The sequence below is a fragment of the Nocardia sp. NPDC101769 genome (genome assembly GCF_044766925.1).
Taxonomy (GTDB): Bacteria; Actinomycetota; Actinomycetes; order Mycobacteriales; family Mycobacteriaceae; genus Nocardia.
Genome location: NZ_JBIWMX010000045.1, coordinates 27,420 through 45,259, shown reverse-complemented (window position 1 = coordinate 45,259; position 17,840 = coordinate 27,420). Strand labels below are relative to the sequence as shown.

The following is a 17,840-nucleotide window of genomic DNA, read 5'->3' as shown; positions in this document are numbered from 1 at the left end:
CGACCCATCGACATCACCCCAAAGGACGGAGGCCGTTCAGGCGCAACGGAAGTCGCCTGAAACAACCTCATCCACAGGATTTGACAATATCTCCACTCAGTGATCCAGATGGCGAAGGGGTGCTCGACCGAGACGATGAGTCGGCCGCCGGGCTTCAGAACGCGCAGCAACTCCGTCAGTGTCGGGCCCCAGTCCTGTAGGTAGTGCAGCACTAGCGAGGCGACGACGTCATCGAATGCGTTGTCGGAAAACGGCAGCGGGCTCACGAGGTCAGCGATCCGCAGGTCCGCGTCGGCGCCCAGCCGCTGCCGAGCGAGCTCCAGCATCCTGGCACTCGAGTCGATTCCGGTCACGATGGCACCCCGATCGCGTAGCTCGGTGAAGAGAGGACCTGAGCCGCAACCGGCGTCGAGAATCCGCCGTCCGGTTACGTCTCCGGCGAGTCCCAGCATCGCGGGTCGTTCGTAATACGCGTTCAGCAGGCTGGCCTCGTTCTCGGCGGTATACCTCTCGGCGATGCTGTCGTAGTCGTACTCCTGGGCGGGATCGGTGGGAAGTGCAGCGCCTTCTGGAACTGGAGTCATGTGCCCAATCCTGGCACGCCCAGATGCCCACGCGCTGTAAAGCCTTGTCAGACAATTCTTCTGAATACACGATCTTCACGCACAAGGCGGCAAGACAGTGTGTTCGCGTCCTGCTCGCGGTAGAGGGGAAGGGTGGGGAGGTGCAAGCATCCTTGAGTGGATAAGTTCGGCAAGCCAGACGAGACATTCAGGCAGGCGACCGTACAGGACTTGTGCGGGGTGATCGAGAATCACGGTCGCTACTGGGGTGAGAGAGACTTGCGCTCCCTGCACGTGTCTGCTTTGGTGCACGAATTTCCTGAGACCTGCCTGACAGTGGAGGGCGACGACGGAATCCGTGGGTACATCTTGGGATTCGTCACCCCAGCGCGTATCGCATATGCCCATCTGATCGCGACGCGTGATGATACTCGAGGGACTGGCCTGGGTCGCCGCCTCTACACCGCGTTCGCGACGGCGGCGAACCAGCAAGGCGCGGTGCGGCTCAAGGCCATCACCTCACCGGGCAACCAAGGATCGATCTCCTTTCATCGGAGCCTCGGCTTCGACGCCCGCGTTGTTGAGGACTACAACGGGCCAGGACAGCCTCGGATCGTCTTCACCCTGGAGCTGAGTCGACTTCTGTAGGCAAGCAGCGGTTGGAGGATCTAACCCGCGGAACGCCAGAAGCGCACTGCATTCGGCTAGCGGACGTTCTGCACCGCACCAGGTTCCGGCCGCCGGCGCCCCGCGTTGGCCGGTTCGGTCAGCGCGGTATGCGGCATGTGCGGATGTTCTCCGCCGCGCCGGAGGGGCCGGGCAGGCGGGGAAGGGTCAGCAGAATTCGAGAGCGCTCATGTCTCGTTTCAGCGAGCATTGAGGCGTGCTAGCTTGTCGGGATTGCCGATGCCGCGGATCGCGACCACGTGGTTGTCATGGGACTCCAACGCGATCACGACCATGACTTGGCCCACGAGTGACACGACCACCCCTGGCTCGCCGTTCACCGATACGACCCGGAAATCGGCGCCCGCTCCGAACAGTGTTCTGGCGAGCGTGACGCCGACCAGCTCGGCGCCGACCAGTGGCCCGAGGGGGGCGCCGGCGACTCGCCCGCCGGAGTCGAATTCGCCGACCACGTCATGAGCGAGTACCTCCATCAGTGCCGCCAGGTCGCCGGTGGTGCAGGCGTGTGCAAATCTCTCGGCAACCACGCGCGCCTGTGCTGGTGAGACCTCGAACCGCGGCTCAGGGTTGTCGCGCAGCGCGGCTCGAGCACGACTGGCCAGCTTCCGGGCCGCGGCCGGTGAGCGGCCGACCACCCCAGCGATCTCCTCGAAGCTCACTCCGAAGACATCGTGGAGCACGAACGCGACGCGTTCGGCGGGGCTGAGGGCGTGCAGCGCCGCCAAAAGCGCCAGGCGCACGCTGTCGTCGAGGGTGACCTGATCTGCCGGGTCGAGATCGGTGCCGGCCGGCTCGACGAGCGGTTCGGGCAGCCACGGCCCGACGTAGCGGGCCCGGGTGCGGTCGGCGCGCAGCCGGTCGAGGCAAACTCGGCCCGCAACGGTGACCAGCCAGCCCTCGACATCGTCGATGCCCTCGCAGCCGTGGCGGGTGAGTCTGGCGAAGGTCTCTTGCACGGCGTCTTCGGCGTCGACGAGGGTACCGAGCATGCGGTAGGAGACGTCGAGCACCCGCCGCCGGTGCAGGTGCCAAGCCTGCTCGATGATGTCGCTCATACATACCTCCGACGAATGAGCCTGGTGAAGCGTGACCGTCACACACGACCGCGCCGACACGTCCTTAGAGATATGACCCTTACTACCAAACCCGCTCGGCCTGACTGGCTTACCACGCAGGATTGGCCCCACCCGCTGTACGCGTTCGATTTCGACGGGCGCCGCGTCGTCTACACCGATACCGGCGGCGACCGTCCGGTCCTGCTCATGGTCCACGCCGGACTCTGGTCGCTGCTGTGGGCTGATCTGATCAGCCACCTCGAGGACCGGTACCGGTGCGTGACCCTCGATCTGCCTGGAACGGGACTCTCCGATCCCGGCGAGGCCACGGTGGCATCGGCCGCGCACACGATCACATCATTCATCGACCATCTCGACCTCGACGCCGTGACACTGGTCGTACACGACCTCGGGGGCCTGGCCACACTCGCTGCTGTACACGATCGAGTCGACCGCGTGGCCGCACTGGTAGCCATGAACACCTTCGGCTGGCGGCCCCGCGGCATGCTGTGGCTCGCACTGCGATTCTTCGGCTCGGAACTGATGCGGGAGGTCAACGCATGGCTCGGGTTGCTCGCCTGGACGAGTGCGACAAGGTTCGGTGTCGGCAGACGATGGAACCGCACCCGTAAGACTGCGTGGCGACGTGGTCTGCGCGACCGCGACCGTCGCCGGTTCTTGCACCGAATGTTTCGCGACGCGACCCGCGACCGCGCCACCACCACACGCGCAGAAAGCACGGTCACCGCGCTGGCCGGCCGACCGATGATGACGGTATTCGGCCGACTCGGCGACTACTTCTTCTTCGTTCGCCGTTGGCGACGTCTGTTCCCGTGCCTGACCAGGGTCACCGTGCCCTGGGGGCTGCACTTCCCGATGGCCGACAACCCGCAGCTCGTGGCCGATGCCATCGACCGCTGGCACCGCAGCCATGTGGGCCGTGCTCAACTTTGAATCCAGATCCCACTGCCGAGTCCGGCTGGCTACCGACCCTCTGATTCCGCTGCACCTTCGACATCCGCCACTCGGCTAGCGGATGTCTCTGGGCCGCCGTCGGTCTCGCCGCCGGCCGCCCCGCGCTGGGGGTTCGGTCAGCACGGTCAGCAGCAGGAGCGCACAACCCTCAAGCTTTACGCACCGCGCGGATGTTGACACCCTCGTGCGTCTCGGTTATTTCGTAGCCCAGCGGGTCCAGTAGTTCGACCTCGAAGGTTTCATGGTCGGAGGATTCAGAGGGGTTGCCTCCAGCGATCATCGAGTACCAGCGAGGGGAGACCGTTGGGGATCGTTTGAAAGGCGAAGGCACAGACAGCGTCTGCCCCGCTGCCGTGTCGATCCGCGTCGTACCGCCGTCTCGATAGCGCTTAACGTCTGCGATCTCCACAGGGCGCATGTGATCGGCCGTCCCGAGGTACAGCCGGAATGTGTCGTAGTAGCGATCGCCGGGCACAGAGCTGACGAAGACGTAGCGGCCATCGGACAGGCGCCCCAAGTACTCTGTGCGTCGCTCGCTCATGCCGACACGATAGCCGCCGGATCGAGCCAGATTCATGCTCACGCATCGTGTTCGGTAACCAGGCCCTTAAGCGCACATACCGAACCGGGCTGTCGGAGGGGCGGAGCACACCGACCGAGGTGAGCGACACTGGCCGGTTCGGTCAGCGCGGTATGCGGCAGAATAGCGCGTTCCACAACCTTGCCTTCCAAACGGCGCTGACCGCCGGCTGGGGGCCGGGTAGGGTCGACGCGTCGAGGCACGGCATCATCGGCCGACACAGGCCCGGAGTCACCGCAGTGAAGGCCTTCGTGCGCTGAACATGTCACCCTGTCGGACTACCTTCGCAACCATGAGTTTGGCGGCAGGACATGACGGACTGGGCTTCGCGAATGAACGCGATGGCGACCCCGACAATCGAGAGTTCCTCGAATACCTGGACAGCCAATTGCGCGCCCTCAACGAACTGCTGGCAATCGAGGGACTCCCGGCCCTGGCCAGGCCCGCAGTGCGGGGCACGGCAGACACGCGAGACCGCACAAGTGGGATTCCATACTCCTTCCTGCACCATCTGCGCAGTGCCTACGCCCGAGCCCGCACCTACCCCGACCAACCGCTGAAACTCGTCGAGACCGAGGAGGATCATCGCGTAGCCGACGAAGCCATCGAAGAACTCGGCTACACCCTCTCCTCGCACCTTATCTGCCACTCTGATTGCGAAGGCTATTACCTGCCAATCGAATTCGACGAGCCGCTGTACGAGGAAGACCTCGACATCGACGGCGGGCTGGTCGGATCGACCCCGGCTTTGCTTCGTGAACTCGTCTACGTCGCACCGTACTTGGGCATCAACCTCGTCGACGGCATACTCTCCGACGCCGAAATCACCCGCGTTTACGCGGAACAAGGCGACTACCAGGACAATCCGCACCCCTTCTACCGCGAACGCGAGACCTGGGTCCACCTCTTCGAAACAGCAAGAGTATCGATCGCGAATGGCACCGTCATGGACTTCTGCGGCTGACCACCGCCTGCCCGCTCGTCATCGGTCCAGAGGCTTGCCTACAAGTATTGGCTGTTCGCGAGGAGAGCGCACTGCGCGGTCAGCGACCACGAGCGAACACCCAGAACAACCCACCTGCCCCGGGCCGCTGAGCGTGAGCTAGGCCGCGCTGGCCGGTTCGGTCAGCGCGGTATGCGGCAGGAGAGGACATTTCTGTGCAGTAGGCCCCTCGTGCTGTCGGCAGGGGACATCCACGTTGCAATCCATCTGAACCACGCAGGATGCGGGGCGGTCGGGAAACGCAAGGTGTTCGAGCCAGTCGGCCCTGTCCACCTGGCGCGGTCCCTACGATGGCGTCGTGTTCATCGCAGGCATCGGACCGTTCGCAGCACAACCAGGTCCCGAAGGCGAAACGATCTGGTCTCCACAGACCGTGATCAGCAGCAGCCTGTTCGACAATCCGGTCGAGGTGAATGTCCTTCTCACAGAAGGGCGATCCGCCGATCCGGCGCTTATCGCGACCGTGCTCGGCGATCTGGACCGCTACCTGCTACTCGGCCTGCGATTCCTCCACGCCGAGCTGATCGCCGACCCCGTGTCCTTCGATTCGACACCCGCGGGCGTGCGTCGATTCGAGCGGTTCGATCCGGCGACCTTCCCGGTCGACCTCCCCCAGCTCAACTTCTACGACAGCATCGAATGGCTCCTGCGCTTCGCCGAGGGCGGATTACCGATCTGCGAACCCCACGGCGTGGCAGTGGTTTTCGCGAACCACGAACCTATCCGCGTCGAAGATCTGCGTGACTCGACACCGATCTGAGCGGTTGCGCACAGCCTGGCGCTGCGCTCACGTGCCTGCGTCGAGGTCGCCGTCTACGTAGGCACGTGCGTACGGAGATTCGATCGCAAGGTGAGTCCACATCGGCGCTCCCGAATCAGGGCGCTGGTTCATCAAGTCCCTGCCGATTGCCGCAGCAAGACCCCCTATGTCATGAAGTTGGCGCTGTGCCGCAATGACACTGACATCGGCAGAAGCGGACGTCCTGCACCGCACCAGGGTTCGGGCCGCCGGCGCCCCGCGCTGGCCGGTTCGGTCAGCGCGGTATGCGGCATGACGGATATCCGGATGTCTGCCGTCAGGCCTTGTCGCCGCTCGGCGCGCTTGCTTACGGTGTCATCATGGCGATGATCGTGATAGACGACCTGCCCGCACTGACGGCGAATGTACTGCGGCGACGGGCACGAGCGGCCGGCCTGTCTGTGGTCGCCTACATCCGCGAGGAGCTAATACAGCTTGCGAGGACGCGTGTACCGATGGATGCCGTCGTCGAGTTCCTGGCAGCGGAGCGGCCCGGCCACCCGATCGCCGAGATCGATGCCGACGCAATGGCATTGATCCACGACTACGAGCTTTCGGCGGAGATCTGGAGCGTCTTTACCCACCGTGCAGGTGCCGCCGGGATGTCGCTGAGCGGCTACGTCCGGCACGAGCTGATCGCTTCGGCCCGTCGAACCACCATCGATGACGTGGTGTTGGAGTTTCTGGAAGTGCAGGAGCAGAACCCGGGTCTGCTGATCGACATGGACGCGGTGCTCACGGCAGCCCGATACGCGCGGGCGGAATGATCGCCCAATCTCACAGCCGACCCGTGGGTCGGCTCGAATTGCCTCGATTCGGGTAGCAGATGTCCTGCATCGCACCAGGTTCCGGGCGCCGGCGCCCCGCGCTGGCCGGTCTGGTCAGCGCGGTATGCGGCAGAATAGTGCGTCTCATGCCACTTTCCTGATCAGGTCCGGCGTATCACCAGAAGCAGACCAGGTCCTTCTTGGCCTCCCGAGATGCGAGCATGCACTCCACCACCAAGTAGGGGTCTTCATCCTCTTCGTAGTCGTATTCGTCGTCATCCTCTAGCTCCTCGAGCTCCTCGGCACACGCCTCCCAGCACCGCGAGCCCCAGCCACCTCCCTCGGCCACAGGCAGAATGCTGCCGTTGTTCAATCCGTTGACTAGCTCGTACTCATCGAAATCCTCATTGCTGAAACGGAAGTCGGCATCGAGTACAAACTCACCACCGATGGCCTCACAGATGAACTCCAGAGCATCGACGTAGTCTTCCGCGCTGCTCGGATCGAAAGGGCCGCCCTCGATGATCGCCTGAAACACCCGAGCGTCCTGGCGCCTGCGCTCGTCGCTGCACAGCCGCGCCAGAAGTTGTTCGTCTTTGGAACCGATAACAGCCTCGAGGTCCGCCCAGTCGATCAGAAAGGCCCGCATGATGTGTGACACGCCGAGAGGCTACGTGGCTCGACCGACAGCCGCCTCGTGTCAATATCGCCGCCAGTACACGCAACTCGGCAGTTGCGGACGTTCTGCACCGCACCAGGTTCCGGGCGCCGGCGCCCCGCGCTGGCCGGTTTGATCAGCGCGGTATGCGGCATTATGGTGCGTTGCCGTGGAGGTGCTGACTGAGGAAGTGTGCGGCGCGGTCCAGGGCTTGGTCGGCTTCGTCGAGCAAGCCGGTGAAGGATTGGAAGACGTGGGGTACGTCGGCGGTGATGTCGAGGATGACATCGACACCGGCGTCTCGTGCACGGGCGGCCAGGCGGGTGGAGTCGTCGAGGATCATTTCGTTGCCGCCTGCCTGCAGCAGCATTGGCGGGAAGCCGGTGAGATCGGCGAGGATTGCCGGGCTGAGCAGCGGCTGGTGCGGGTCCTGTCCGGCGAGGTACATGGCGCCGGTGTATTCGAGGCCGTCTCGGGTGAAGATCGGGTCGATGCCCGCTTTGGTGTCCATGCTTTCGCCGCTGCGGGTGGCGTCGAGTCCCGGGGAGAACGCCACGATCGCGGCGGGCAGCGGCAAGCCGGCGTCGCGGGCCGCGAGACAGGTGGTGACGGTCAGGCCGCCGCCCGCGGAATCGCCGGCGAACACTATGGCCGAGGGGTCCTCACCACTGTCGAGCAGGGCGCGGTAGGCGCTGAGGGTGTCGTCGATCGCGGCCGGGAAGGGATGTTCGGGCGCCAGCCGGTAGTCCAGCGAGAAGGCACGGAACCCGGTGCGGGTCACCAGGTTCGCGGTCAGCGACATCGCCGTCTGCGGTGAACCGAAGACGAAGCCGCCGCCGTGGAAGTACAGGATCGTCCCACCGCGCGGGGTATCGGTGGGTTCGACGAGCACGGCGGGCCGGAGGCCGAGTGTCGTGGTCCGAGTATGTATTTCGCTCGGCACGTTCATCTGCGCCATCAGCGCACGGAACCCCGCACGGATCTCCTCGACCGATCGAGGTCCGGCCGGTCGTGGCTGGCATAGCAGTGCGTCGATCTTCGCGCGTTGTTCCCTGCTCACACGTACCTTCCTTAGAAGTATCTTCATATAAACTAGATGCCATGGAATATACACCGATGAGAGTCTCCGTCGACCTGCCGAGCTTGTTCGCCGACCTCGTCCGGTGCGAAACGCGGCTGTACAACGCACTCAACGATCACCTTCGTGAGCAGCACGGGATCGTCACTTCGCAGTTCGAATCTCTGTGTTTCCTGCGTGACCACCCGGGCGCCCGGGTGGCCGACCTCGCGCGTGAGTTCGCCGCGGGCGTCGGGGCGATGAGCAAGGGCGTCGACCGTTTGGAGAAGCAGGGATGGGTAGCGCGACAACCGAACCCGTCGGACCGCCGGTCGTCGCTACTCGCACTGACCCCCGACGGGGTGCGTCTGATAGAGGCAGCGGAGCGAACCTTCTCCCAACGGCTGGCCGAGTTGTTCGACAGCGATATCCCAGATTCTTCGTTATCGGCTGTTGCACAAGCCCTTTCACAGCTGCGCAGCAGGCTCGAACGCGAGCAGATCGGCATGCCCGCAGGCTGACCGGCAGATCGAGAACCCACCGGTACCGCCGGGTCGTCCTGCCAGGCCGGTGCGGTGCAACGCGTGCTGTCATGGTGCGCTGAACTCGGCATAGTGCGTTCAGCAGGTGGCTGACTCAGCACGATCCGCAGCAGCGCTGTTCCTGTCGTTTTGCGTGGTGCGGCGGTGCTGGCGGCTGGTCGCATGGCAGAGTGGTCGTGTCTACTCGGTGCCAGGCGGGGCGGACGGCTGATTGAGGTGGCACACCAGCGTTGTGATCTACCTCTTCGGGCATCGAATGGACGTGAAGCCTTACTCATTCACGCATTGTGCGCAACGACGGGGAGTCATGTGAACGGCGGCTGTCTCTGTGGCAATATCCGGTTCTCCGCAGCTGGAGACCCCGATTTTCCTCATTTGTGTTCGTGCCCTCATTGCCAGCGGCTGGGTGGTTGCCCGGTGATGGCGTGGGTGGACTTCCCCGTCGAGGGGTTCGAATGGACCGGGCCGGGCGGAGAACCCAAGTGGTTCCATACATTCCCGGCGACCAAGCGCGGGTTCTGCGGTGAGTGCGGCGCAACGGTCGCTGCGATCGACGATGGCGGAACGATGATGGGCGTGACCATGATGGCGCTCGATGACCATAGCGGCCTCATTCCCGAGCGGCAGAGCTTCAAGGACAACGCGGTTTCGTGGCTGGCTCCGCTGAGCTAACTAGTGCTGCGTTCCTCAAAGGTGGTAGATAAACCGGCGGCGTAGGGTCCTGGGTTTCGGGGCTGGTCGGCCCCAAACCCATGGTCGCGCGTGTCGGCAGCGGAAACCTTACTGTGCGCTGTCCGATTCGGCGTCGACCCGCAGTGCCTGGCGAACCCACCGGGATGGGATCCGCATTCGACGGCCAACCCGAATAGCGGGTAGCTCACCGGATTTCACTGCGGCATAGACAGTGGAACGTCCGATCCCGAGGAGCCTGGCGGGACTGAGGAACACATCCGTGTCGCTGATGCTCGCCTCCGGAATCCCGGTGCACATCGTCGCGGCATGGCACGGCCACGACCCGGCCATGTCACTGAGCATCTACTCCCAGGCACAACCCCACGACCTGAAGGCCGCGGGCGCCTCTCTCTTCGGCGCGGGAGACCGGCGGCACCAACGGCATCGAGGCAGGCTGACGGCCCCAAACCTCCCGCTGCTGACGAAAACTAGCGACTGACCTGGCCGGATGGTCCAGATCCGTTCATCGACCACTACATCACCGGCGTGCTCTATCCCCACAGCGCCCTGGAGGAGGTGCGGGTGCTCGTGGTGATCTGTGTCGTCGTGTCGTGGGTGGGTCTGTATCTGCTGTCGCGGCACCGGACCACTACCCAGCGGTCTTGATCGCGCGAATCGGTGCGGTCAGGGCGGCCGTCAGGGCAAGTGCCGTCGCGATCAGCAGGGCCAGCAGCGATTTCGCCGCGTCGGCCGGTGACCAGCTCGCGGCCGCGATGGCCGGTTGCAGGGCGGCGGTGGGCAGATAGGGCTGCACCGATGGCACAGCCGACACCAGCAGGCAGCCCACGTAGACCACGGCGGTGACCCCGGCGGCGATGCCTGCCGAGCCGAACCGCGCTGCCAGGGCCGCGGCGAACACCGCGAACGACACCACCGCGAGGGCTTGCACCGCAAGCGAACCCACGGCCGGACCCAGCGGGTAGGACCCGAATAGCGCCCAGCACTCGTACAGCGCGACCGCGGCCCCGATCGAGGCGGCCACGGCGATCACTGCCGCGGCGACCAGGATCCGGGGCAGATACAGCCGTACCGGAGAGACCTCCCGGCTGAAGTAGTAGATCCCGATCGGATCGGTATCGCGGAGGGCGCATGCCTGCGCGGCCAGGATCATGGCCACCGCCGCGACCAGCAGTCCGGCGTTCTTCACGTACTGTTGCAACCCGTCTCGCCAGTCGGGCACGCGCAGCAACCGAATCTCCGATGAGTGTCCGATCAGGTCCGGCAGGTACTTCGCCCCGAGCAGCGATACGAATCCGAACAGGACGAAGGCGGCCACCAGGGCGACCAGTCGCCGCGTGCGCAGCCACCGGTACCACTCGACCCGGAATACGGTGCGGTTCATGGCTTCTCCCCGATGGCAGCGAAGAACGCGTCGGTCAAGGTCGGACGGGTGATGCGGATGTCGTCGAGTCGCCCGCTGTTTGCCGACGCATCCGCCAGGGCCGGGCCCCACTGCGGCTGCTCGGCCTCGATGATCCGGCCGTCGGTCATGACGATCCGAAGGGTCGGCGCGGCGGTGTGCTCATCGAGGAACTCCGCTGTCTCCCCCGCGAAGACCGCCCGCCCGCTGTGCAGGACCAGCAGCCGGTCGGCGAGATCCTCGACATCGGCGAGCAGGTGGCTGGAGAACACGACCGTCATCCGATCGCCCAGGTCCCGGATCAGCCCCAGCACGGCGGCACGGCCTTCGGGATCCAGCGCGCTGGTGGGTTCGTCGAGAATGAGCACCTCGGGCTCGCGCACCAGCGCCGCGGCAATTCCCAAGCGCTGCAACATGCCCCGGGAGAACCCTCCGGCGCGCCGGTGGGCGTGCCGTTCCAGGTCGACGGCCGCGAGCGCGGCCTCGGCGGACCATGTGCCGGCGCCGCGGACCGGTCCGATGGCCATGGATTGTTCGAGGACCTCCCGTGCGGACAGCCAGGGCTCGAAACCCGGTGTGTCCGGGCAGTATCCGAGGGCATCCAGTCCGATCGGCACCCGCACGGCGCCGCCGGTCGCCGGTTGCAGGCCCAGTACGGTGCGGATCAGGGTGGTCTTGCCCGCGCCGTTGAGTCCGATCAGCCCCACGACCCCGGGACCGTCCACGGTCCAGCTCACGGTGTCCAGGGCGAGGAAGTCGCCGAAGCGCACCGACACATCGGCGACCTCGAGGTGGGGCTCAGCCACGGACCGTGTCACCGTCCCGGCCGACGATCAGGTAGATGATCCCGCCGAGCGGAATGCTGATCAGGCAAATGATCGCCCACGCCCATTTCGGCAGGTATTTCACCCGCGTGCGGGACAGGTCGTACCAGCAGAAGCCGACGAAGCCGAGCCCCACCACGATCAGGGGTACCAGTGCGGCTACCGGAATGTTGGACACCGCGATTCCTCTCTTCAGCGCGAGCGCGTGATTGCTACCAGATATGCGAACATTATCAATATCGATAGCAATCATGCTAGTGTCGAGACCGTGGAATCCGTCGAACTCCTGTTGCACCCGGTTCGGCTGCGGATCATGCAGGCATTCCTCGGCGACCGGACCCTGACCACGAGCGAGCTCAATGCCGAACTCGACGATGTTCCGCCCGGCAGCCTCTATCGGCATGTCGCCAAGCTGGTCACCGCCGGCGTCCTCGACGTCGTCACCGAGCGCCGTGTGCGCGGCACCGTCGAGCGCACCTACCGGCTACGCCTGAGCGCCGCCCAGATCACCCCCGACCAGCTCGACACCATGAGTCCCGAGGATCACCGTCGCGCCCTCATGGGCTTCGTCGCCGGGCTCATGGCCGACTTCGACCGGTACCTCGACGGCGGCGATATCGATTACCTGCGAGACGGAGTCGGCTACCGCATGGCGGGTCTCTGGCTCGACGACGCCGAATTCGCCGATTTCGTCCGCGATCTGGGCCGCGTGGTGGCCCCGCGCCTGGCCAATGCCCCCGCGCCGGGCCGGAGGCGTCGCATCCTGCGCACCATCCTGATCCCCGACTCTCCCACCCCCGGAGCCGAAACCGCTTCGAGCCCGGCATAGTCGCGCTGGCCGTCACAGTGAACGAAGGGGAAGCAATGGGTGGCACATCGATCGGGTCGAACTTGCTCGAGCGCGTGGTGTATCCGGTGCGCACGGTCGTCAGTACCGTGCGCGGACTCGGGAACTTCACGCGCACCGGTCAATTCGGCGATGGCCGCGAGACCGCCGTACGCGACCATGTCCTCGCGAACGCCGAGCAGGGCGATCCGGAGAGCGTGCTGGCGGCCATCGACAAGTTCGCCCGTACCCGCAGCAACCTGGTCAACGTCGGTGACGAGAAGGGCCTGCTGCTGGATGCCGCTGTGCGCAAGGCGAATCCGAAGCTGCTGCTCGAGCGGTGACTGCGGTGCTCGTCGAAATCCAGCCGGACCAGACCCGGTCGAAGAACGGTCCCTGCAGCGGCGCCCACGCCGGACCGTTGGCGAACACCCGGTCCTTGTTCATCAGGATGCGCTGCGCGGCCTCCGGGCCACCGGCGATGATCCACTTGTCGCCGAACATGTTCAGGATGTAGAGCGGCCCGTAGGCCGCCTCGTCCTCGAAGGCGGCCCCGGTGGTGTCACGCCGCTGCCGCTGCAGCTGGGCGATCCAGTGCGTCGCGGGCCCGTTGATCTGCTTCAGACCACTGCCCTGGGGCGGAGCGGCGACGAATTGTGTTCTGGGAATTGAGAACCCCCTCCTGCTACGAAGACGCAACGGAGGAAGCTACCCGCAGGGATGCGGGGCACTCAACTCGAGCGCCCCGGAACCGTGGCGGCCAGCGCGCGGGTGATCAAATCGGCTATCGCGGGCAGGTTTTCGGGTAGATCCAGATAGAAATGGCCACCGGGGAAGGTGTCGAGGTCGAATCCGGCGGCGGTGTAGTCGCTCCACTCCCCTGCCTGCGCGGCCGAGGTGGTCGGATCGGCGGAACTGACCAGTGCGGTGATCGGCGCGCGCAGCAACGGACCCGGCTCGTGCCGGTAGGTCTCCACGGCCCGGTAGTCACTGCGGAGGGCCGGGAGCACCAGCTCGGCCAGATCGGGCTCGTCGCGCAGGATCCGCACCGACGCCGGATCGTTCGACAGGCGTTCGAGATCGGCGATGAGGCCCTCGTCGGGTCCGGCGTGCAGGCGTGCGGTTTCGACGAAAGCCGGTGCGGGACGGCCGGACACGAACAGGTGGGTCAGCGCCCGCCCGCCCGCCTCGACCCGACGGGCGGCCTCGTAGGCGACGGTCGCGCCCATGCTGTGCCCGAAGATGGCCAGGCGTACGTCCCGCGGCCAGGCCAGCAGGTCGGTGGCGGCCCGGTCGGCCAGCTCGGTGAGCTCGGTCACCGGCGCGTCGCCGATGCGATCCTGGCGGCCGGGATACTGCACGCCGAACACGGCGGTATCCGAGTCGACGCGCTGGGCCAGTGCCCGGTAGGCGGTGACCGAACCGCCGCCGGGCGGGAAGCAGACCAGCACGGTTGCGGGGCCGGGAGCGGATTTCAGTTCGCGCAGCCAGGCGGTTCCGGTGAGTCGTTGGGCTGTCATCCGATCGAGTATGCCGTGAGATAGGCCACCGTGGTCGGACCCGGCGCCGGCGATACAGTCGGATCGTGGCTACCTACGATGCTCTGGTCCGTGAGTACGAGGCCGGAATCGGCGTCCCGGGGACACCGTTGCCCGTGCTCGATCCGGGTGCGAATCTGGCTGCGACGCTGCCGGTCTGGGCGCTGGCGGGCGGTGCGGTGGCGGCCTTCGCCGCGGCGGCGGACCGCTGGCGGGCCACCTGCGGCGTGACACCGCTGGGCGGCACGGTCGACCCGGCCCGGGTCGCCGCGGCCTTCTCGAGTGAGCGCCTGTTCCGGCTCCACGGCGAACAGCCGGACGTCTTCGCAGAGTTGTCGGGATTCTTCAGGGCTGCGGACACATGGGTGCGCACACACGCCAACTATCCGCATCATCGCGCCCGGTTGCTGGCCGCCGTGGAGTTGCCCGGCACGTCCGGCCGCGAGGACTTCACCCGGCGCGCAGCGACACTGACGGCGGCGGATATCGAACAGCGGGCCGGCGAGCACGGTGCGATCGCGGTGCGGGTCCGCCCCGAGCGGGAGTGGGCCGACAGCCCGCAGGGCAAGGCTGCCGCCTCCGGCCCGCTGGTGGCCGTGGACGTGCGCGGCGATCGGGGTGGATTCGAGTGCCCCACTGCCGCATCACAATTGCTGCCGCTGCGCGGGATCCGCGTTCTCGATCTCACCCGGGTGATCGCCGGACCGGTGGCCACGCGGGCATTGGCCCTGCTCGGAGCCGATGTGCTGCGGATCGACCCGCCCGGGTTGCCGGAGATCGGCTGGCAGTACCTGGACACGTGTCAGGGGAAGCGCTCTACTGTAGTCGATTTGCGTACCGGACTTCCCGTTTTTCGCGAATTGATCAGCAATGCAGACATAATCATCTCGGGTTACCGACCGGGCAGCTTGGAACGGCTCGGAGTGCGGCCCGGGGAAATTCGTCCGGGAATTGTGCACGGCCGAGTTTCGGCGTGGGGCGAACTCGGACCATGGGGTGATCGACGCGGTTTCGACAGCATCGTGCAGGCTGCATCGGGAATTTCGCTCATCGAAGGCACACAGGATAATTCGCGTGGCGAATCATCCGTGGGCGCCCTCCCGGCCCAGGCACTCGATCACGCCAGCGGGTATCTGCTCGCGGCGGGCGTGCTCGACGCACTGTGCGCCCTCCGTGGCGACGGCCTCGGCCGCGATGTCCGGGTTGCCCTGGCCCGCACGGCATCCTGGCTGATCACCGCGCCGGGCCGGACGCCCGCCCACGAACCCGCCGCGGCGCCCGATGCCCGGTACACATTCACCCACGACGCGGTGACCACAGCGGGTCCCGCGCTGAGCGAGTATCCGGACCATCCGTGGCCCGCTCCGGCCCACGGTTCGAGCGCTCCCGGGTGGAAAGCCCGACCGGACGGTTCGTAACGCGCGCGAATGTATACAACGTGCTGCACGCACACCCGCAAGTGCATCGGCGAATAGGGCGAATTGGCTTGCAATACAGCGCTTTCAACACGCCGGACTTGTCCCACGTCCGGCGTTAATATTTGAGACCCTGAAACCGACATCAAAATTGTCGACTGTATGTCGGCATGCGGATGGAGGACGTCATCGTGGATACACCTACTCCCTTGCTCACCGCCGCCAGCGACGCCGGCGCCATCTCGGTGGGGAGACGGGAATGGGCAGGATTGGCGGTGCTGGCGCTGGCCTGCCTGGTGTACTCGATGGACCTCACCGTCCTGCATCTGGCGGTCCCCCAGATCAGCGAGAAACTCCGCCCCACGAGCTCCCAATTGCTCTGGATCATCGACGTTTACGGTTTCATGGTCGCCGGTTTGCTGCTCACCATGGGCACCATCGGCGATCGCATCGGCAGACGGCGACTGCTGATGGTCGGGGCGGCCGCCTTCGCCGCGGTCTCGGTGATCGCGGCCTTCGCGCCCTCGGCGCCGGTGCTGATCGGCTGCCGGGCCCTGCTCGGCGTCGCCGGGGCCACCCTGGCGCCGTCCACACTCTCGTTGATATTCACCATGTTTCGCAATCCGGGCCAGCGCTCCATCGCGGTCGGGGTCTGGGTGGGGTCCTACTCGGTGGGCGGCTCCATCGGGCCGCTGGCGGGCGGCATCATGCTCGAGCACTTCTGGTGGGGGTCGGTGTTCCTGCTCGCGGTGCCCGTCATGGTGTTGCTGATCGTTCTCGCGCCCCGCGTGCTCCCCGAGTTCCGCGATCCCGACGCCGGACGCCTGGACCTGGTCAGTGCCGGATTGTGCACGACAGCAATTCTCTTGGTGGTCTTCGGCATGAAGAAGGCCGCCCAGGACGGCCCCGGCGCGGCCGCGGTCTCGGCACTGGTGGCCGGCCTCGCGATCGGCGTGGTCTTCGTCCGGCGGCAGCTCACTACCAGCGAACCCATGCTGGATCTGCGGCTGTTCCGGCTGGGCAGCTTCCGCACCGCGCTCACCATCAATATGGTCGCGATCTTCGTGGCCTTCGGATACGCCCTGTTCGTGGGGCAGTATTTCCAACTGGTGCTGGGCATGTCGCCGCTGCGGGCGGGTCTCGCCACCATCCCGGCGGGCCTCGGCTTCATGATCGGCTCGCAACTGGGCCCGCGCATCATGAAGGTGATGCGACCCGCCTACATGATCGGCGGGGGCATGGCCATGGCCGCGTGCGGACTGCTACTGCTCACCCGGATCACCGCGACCGGCGGCGTGGAGCTCACCATCGCGGCGTCGCTGCTGGTGTCGTTCGGGCTGGCACCGGTTTTCGGCATCACCACCGAGCTCATCGTGGGCACCGCGCCCCCGGAGCAGGCGGGCGCGGCATCCGGGCTCTCGGAGACCGGGGCCGAATTCGGTGGCGCGCTGGGGATCTCCATTCTCGGCAGCATCAGCATCGCCATCTACCGCAACCAGCTCAACACCACCCTGCCCTACGGGGTGCAGGAGCCCGACGCCCGCGCCGCGCGCGACACGCTGGGCGCGGCACTCGAAGTCGCCCGGACGATGCCGGGAAAGGTGGGCAGCGCCATGGCCGAGGCGGCCAAGCACGCCTTCCTGACCGGCATGCACCTGACCGCCGCCATCGCGGCGGGCGCGGCGCTACTGCTGGCCGTCATCGCCATGACGCGGCTGCGGCACGTGCCGCCGGGCTGAGCTCACCCGGCCGGCCGAACGGTGAGTTCATTTGCTCCGGATGGCTTCGATGGCGGTCACCAGCGAACCACCGTCCAGCAGTTCGGCACCCGGAGCGATCATCTTCTGGATGGCGAGGCCCTGGAACAGCAGGAACAGCAGCTGCCCGACCGCTGCGGCCTGGTCGTCGGTCAGATCCGGGTGCGCGGAGTGGACGGCCGCGGCGATATCGCGATGCGCGACCGCGCTGGCCTGGGCCATGTAGACCTGCTGCGCGGGATCGCGCGCGATCTGGATGCCGTTCTCGGTGCTCAGCAACAGGCCGTCGCGATTACGCTGCACCACGTCGACGAAGCCGTTCCAGATCGCGGCCAGCGACTCCCACAGCGTGCGGCCCTCCCCCGCGTCCCGGATGGCGGCCTCCATGTCGTCACCGATCTGGGTGCCGACGCCCATCGTGATGGCCTCGGTGACCAGCTGGTCCTTGGAACCGAAGTGATAGCCGATGGCGGCCAGGCTCACTCCGGCGGCGGTGGCGATGTCCCGGGCGGTCACCTTGGCCAGGCCGCGTTCCAGGACGGCCTTGCGGGCGCCCACAAGGAGGTCTTCTCGATTTCCCATAGGACCACCCTACCAGCGTCTTAGACGGACGTCCTAGACGAGTGTTTCACGAGCCGGCAGGACCGGCGCATGCTCCCCACGGAGCGGCCGGCACCGATACGGCTACCCTCGAACCCGTGC

23 protein-coding genes and 1 pseudogene are annotated in these 17,840 nt (G+C 66.1%); 13 read left to right on the top strand and 11 right to left on the bottom strand.

Annotated elements, in window-relative coordinates; all coding sequences use genetic code 11:
* Positions 1-584, bottom strand: a 584-nt coding sequence (locus ACIRRA_RS41035; RefSeq protein WP_402779989.1) for a class I SAM-dependent methyltransferase, incomplete at its 3' end; no start/stop codon positions are given.
* Positions 585-740: 156 nt separating this feature from the next.
* On the opposite strand from ACIRRA_RS41035, the gene ACIRRA_RS41030 reads away from it, so the two are divergent.
* Positions 741-1,211 carry a GNAT family N-acetyltransferase gene (locus ACIRRA_RS41030; protein ID WP_402779987.1) on the top strand — a complete coding sequence of 157 codons (471 nt, stop codon included), beginning with the start codon at positions 741-743 and terminating at the stop codon, positions 1,209-1,211.
* Between the two features lie 218 nt (positions 1,212-1,429).
* On the opposite strand, the gene sigJ is transcribed toward ACIRRA_RS41030, so the two are convergent.
* Positions 1,430-2,305: an RNA polymerase sigma factor SigJ gene (gene sigJ / locus ACIRRA_RS41025; protein ID WP_402779985.1), complete on the bottom strand. Its 876-nt coding sequence runs from the start codon at positions 2,303-2,305 to the stop codon at positions 1,430-1,432.
* Between the two features lie 72 nt (positions 2,306-2,377).
* Here sigJ and ACIRRA_RS41020 point away from each other — a divergent pair, with 72 nt between their 5' ends.
* Positions 2,378-3,259 carry an alpha/beta fold hydrolase gene (locus ACIRRA_RS41020; RefSeq protein WP_402779983.1) on the top strand — a complete coding sequence of 294 codons (882 nt, stop codon included), beginning with the start codon at positions 2,378-2,380 and terminating at the stop codon, positions 3,257-3,259.
* 169 nt (positions 3,260-3,428) lie between these two features.
* Here the strand turns inward: ACIRRA_RS41020 and ACIRRA_RS41015 are convergent, their stop codons facing one another.
* On the bottom strand, positions 3,429-3,857 hold the full coding sequence (locus ACIRRA_RS41015; RefSeq protein WP_402779981.1) for a hypothetical protein: 429 nt from the start codon (positions 3,855-3,857) through the stop codon (positions 3,429-3,431).
* Between the two features lie 295 nt (positions 3,858-4,152).
* Here ACIRRA_RS41015 and ACIRRA_RS41010 point away from each other — a divergent pair, with 295 nt between their 5' ends.
* The 3 genes from ACIRRA_RS41010 (at position 4,153) to ACIRRA_RS41000 (ending at position 6,429) form a co-directional block, all read left to right on the top strand.
* Entirely contained in the window at positions 4,153-4,824 is a 672-nt protein-coding gene (locus ACIRRA_RS41010; protein WP_402779979.1) for a hypothetical protein, read from the top strand.
* Between the two features lie 337 nt (positions 4,825-5,161).
* Entirely contained in the window at positions 5,162-5,623 is a 462-nt protein-coding gene (locus tag ACIRRA_RS41005; protein WP_402779977.1) for a hypothetical protein, read from the top strand.
* Positions 5,624-5,982: 359 nt separating this feature from the next.
* Positions 5,983-6,429, top strand: coding sequence for a hypothetical protein (locus ACIRRA_RS41000; protein WP_402779975.1), 447 nt, complete (start codon positions 5,983-5,985; stop codon positions 6,427-6,429).
* 175 nt (positions 6,430-6,604) lie between these two features.
* Here ACIRRA_RS41000 and ACIRRA_RS40995 read toward each other — a convergent pair whose 3' ends face one another.
* Together ACIRRA_RS40995 and ACIRRA_RS40990 are read right to left on the bottom strand one after the other, a co-directional pair.
* Entirely contained in the window at positions 6,605-7,090 is a 486-nt protein-coding gene (locus ACIRRA_RS40995; protein ID WP_402779973.1) for a hypothetical protein, read from the bottom strand.
* A 151-nt stretch (positions 7,091-7,241) separates the two neighbouring features.
* Positions 7,242-8,147, bottom strand: coding sequence for an alpha/beta hydrolase (locus ACIRRA_RS40990; RefSeq protein WP_402779971.1), 906 nt, complete (start codon positions 8,145-8,147; stop codon positions 7,242-7,244).
* Positions 8,148-8,230: 83 nt separating this feature from the next.
* On the opposite strand from ACIRRA_RS40990, the gene ACIRRA_RS40985 reads away from it, so the two are divergent.
* The gene (locus ACIRRA_RS40985) at positions 8,231-8,665 is read left to right on the top strand and encodes a MarR family winged helix-turn-helix transcriptional regulator (RefSeq protein ID WP_402779969.1); all 435 of its coding nucleotides are present in this window, start codon (positions 8,231-8,233) and stop codon (positions 8,663-8,665) included.
* 183 nt (positions 8,666-8,848) lie between these two features.
* Positions 8,849-9,358 carry a GFA family protein gene (locus ACIRRA_RS40980; protein ID WP_402780000.1) on the top strand — a complete coding sequence of 170 codons (510 nt, stop codon included), beginning with the start codon at positions 8,849-8,851 and terminating at the stop codon, positions 9,356-9,358.
* Positions 9,359-9,466: 108 nt separating this feature from the next.
* Here the strand turns inward: ACIRRA_RS40980 and ACIRRA_RS40975 are convergent, their stop codons facing one another.
* Positions 9,467-9,676, bottom strand: coding sequence for an excisionase family DNA-binding protein (locus ACIRRA_RS40975; RefSeq protein ID WP_402779998.1), 210 nt, complete (start codon positions 9,674-9,676; stop codon positions 9,467-9,469).
* Between ACIRRA_RS40975 and ACIRRA_RS40970 the strand changes: the two genes are divergently transcribed.
* A complete protein-coding gene (locus tag ACIRRA_RS40970) occupies positions 9,639-9,857 on the top strand; it encodes a hypothetical protein (protein WP_402780002.1) in 219 nt (72 codons plus the stop codon). The genes ACIRRA_RS40975 and ACIRRA_RS40970 overlap by 38 nt on opposite strands.
* A complete protein-coding gene (locus ACIRRA_RS40965; RefSeq protein ID WP_402779996.1) occupies positions 9,854-10,024 on the top strand; it encodes a DUF2784 family protein in 171 nt (56 codons plus the stop codon). Before ACIRRA_RS40970 ends, ACIRRA_RS40965 begins: the two co-directional genes overlap by 4 nt.
* Here the strand turns inward: ACIRRA_RS40965 and ACIRRA_RS40960 are convergent.
* From ACIRRA_RS40960 to ACIRRA_RS40950, 3 genes are read right to left on the bottom strand one after another with little or no spacing between them, the layout of a single operon-like run.
* Positions 10,008-10,760: a hypothetical protein gene (locus ACIRRA_RS40960; protein ID WP_402779967.1), complete on the bottom strand. Its 753-nt coding sequence runs from the start codon at positions 10,758-10,760 to the stop codon at positions 10,008-10,010. The two genes, ACIRRA_RS40965 and ACIRRA_RS40960, sit on opposite strands and share 17 nt — an antisense overlap.
* Complete coding sequence (locus ACIRRA_RS40955; protein WP_402779965.1) at positions 10,757-11,584, bottom strand: ABC transporter ATP-binding protein; 828 nt, start codon at positions 11,582-11,584, stop codon at positions 10,757-10,759. Before ACIRRA_RS40955 ends, ACIRRA_RS40960 begins: the two co-directional genes overlap by 4 nt.
* On the bottom strand, positions 11,577-11,780 hold the full coding sequence (locus tag ACIRRA_RS40950) for a PLDc N-terminal domain-containing protein (protein WP_354849218.1): 204 nt from the start codon (positions 11,778-11,780) through the stop codon (positions 11,577-11,579). The genes ACIRRA_RS40955 and ACIRRA_RS40950 overlap by 8 nt, the downstream gene beginning before the upstream one ends.
* 90 nt (positions 11,781-11,870) lie before the next feature.
* Here ACIRRA_RS40950 and ACIRRA_RS40945 point away from each other — a divergent pair, with 90 nt between their 5' ends.
* Both ACIRRA_RS40945 and ACIRRA_RS40940 read left to right on the top strand, forming a co-directional pair.
* Positions 11,871-12,431 carry a helix-turn-helix domain-containing protein gene (locus tag ACIRRA_RS40945; protein WP_402779962.1) on the top strand — a complete coding sequence of 187 codons (561 nt, stop codon included), beginning with the start codon at positions 11,871-11,873 and terminating at the stop codon, positions 12,429-12,431.
* A 74-nt stretch (positions 12,432-12,505) separates the two neighbouring features.
* Positions 12,506-12,766: pseudogene (locus ACIRRA_RS40940) on the top strand (O-methyltransferase); the annotation flags it as partial.
* Positions 12,767-13,159: 393 nt separating this feature from the next.
* Here ACIRRA_RS40940 and ACIRRA_RS40935 read toward each other — a convergent pair.
* Positions 13,160-13,948: a thioesterase II family protein gene (locus ACIRRA_RS40935; protein WP_402779960.1), complete on the bottom strand. Its 789-nt coding sequence runs from the start codon at positions 13,946-13,948 to the stop codon at positions 13,160-13,162.
* 65 nt (positions 13,949-14,013) lie between these two features.
* Here ACIRRA_RS40935 and ACIRRA_RS40930 point away from each other — a divergent pair, with 65 nt between their 5' ends.
* Both ACIRRA_RS40930 and ACIRRA_RS40925 read left to right on the top strand, forming a co-directional pair.
* Entirely contained in the window at positions 14,014-15,384 is a 1,371-nt protein-coding gene (locus tag ACIRRA_RS40930) for a CoA transferase (RefSeq protein ID WP_402779958.1), read from the top strand.
* 167 nt (positions 15,385-15,551) lie between these two features.
* Positions 15,552-17,120: an MFS transporter gene (locus ACIRRA_RS40925; protein ID WP_402779956.1), complete on the top strand. Its 1,569-nt coding sequence runs from the start codon at positions 15,552-15,554 to the stop codon at positions 17,118-17,120.
* A 27-nt stretch (positions 17,121-17,147) separates the two neighbouring features.
* Here the strand turns inward: ACIRRA_RS40925 and ACIRRA_RS40920 are convergent, their stop codons facing one another.
* Positions 17,148-17,720 carry a TetR/AcrR family transcriptional regulator gene (locus tag ACIRRA_RS40920; RefSeq protein ID WP_402779954.1) on the bottom strand — a complete coding sequence of 191 codons (573 nt, stop codon included), beginning with the start codon at positions 17,718-17,720 and terminating at the stop codon, positions 17,148-17,150.
* Positions 17,721-17,840 lie beyond the last annotated feature (120 nt).

Coding starts and splice junctions, on each gene's coding strand:
- ACIRRA_RS40920 (WP_402779954.1), bottom strand. CDS start 17,720: ATGGGAAATCGAGAAGACCTCCTTGTGGGCGCCCGCAAGGCCGTCCTG.
- ACIRRA_RS40980 (WP_402780000.1), top strand. CDS start 8,849: ATGGCAGAGTGGTCGTGTCTACTCGGTGCCAGGCGGGGCGGACGGCTG.
- ACIRRA_RS40925 (WP_402779956.1), top strand. CDS start 15,552: ATGCGGATGGAGGACGTCATCGTGGATACACCTACTCCCTTGCTCACC.
- ACIRRA_RS41000 (WP_402779975.1), top strand. CDS start 5,983: ATGGCGATGATCGTGATAGACGACCTGCCCGCACTGACGGCGAATGTA.
- ACIRRA_RS41015 (WP_402779981.1), bottom strand. CDS start 3,857: ATGAATCTGGCTCGATCCGGCGGCTATCGTGTCGGCATGAGCGAGCGA.
- ACIRRA_RS40960 (WP_402779967.1), bottom strand. CDS start 10,760: ATGAACCGCACCGTATTCCGGGTCGAGTGGTACCGGTGGCTGCGCACG.
- ACIRRA_RS40975 (WP_402779998.1), bottom strand. CDS start 9,676: ATGTGCACCGGGATTCCGGAGGCGAGCATCAGCGACACGGATGTGTTC.
- ACIRRA_RS41010 (WP_402779979.1), top strand. CDS start 4,153: ATGAGTTTGGCGGCAGGACATGACGGACTGGGCTTCGCGAATGAACGC.
- sigJ (WP_402779985.1), bottom strand. CDS start 2,305: ATGAGCGACATCATCGAGCAGGCTTGGCACCTGCACCGGCGGCGGGTG.
- ACIRRA_RS41020 (WP_402779983.1), top strand. CDS start 2,378: ATGACCCTTACTACCAAACCCGCTCGGCCTGACTGGCTTACCACGCAG.
- ACIRRA_RS40935 (WP_402779960.1), bottom strand. CDS start 13,948: ATGACAGCCCAACGACTCACCGGAACCGCCTGGCTGCGCGAACTGAAA.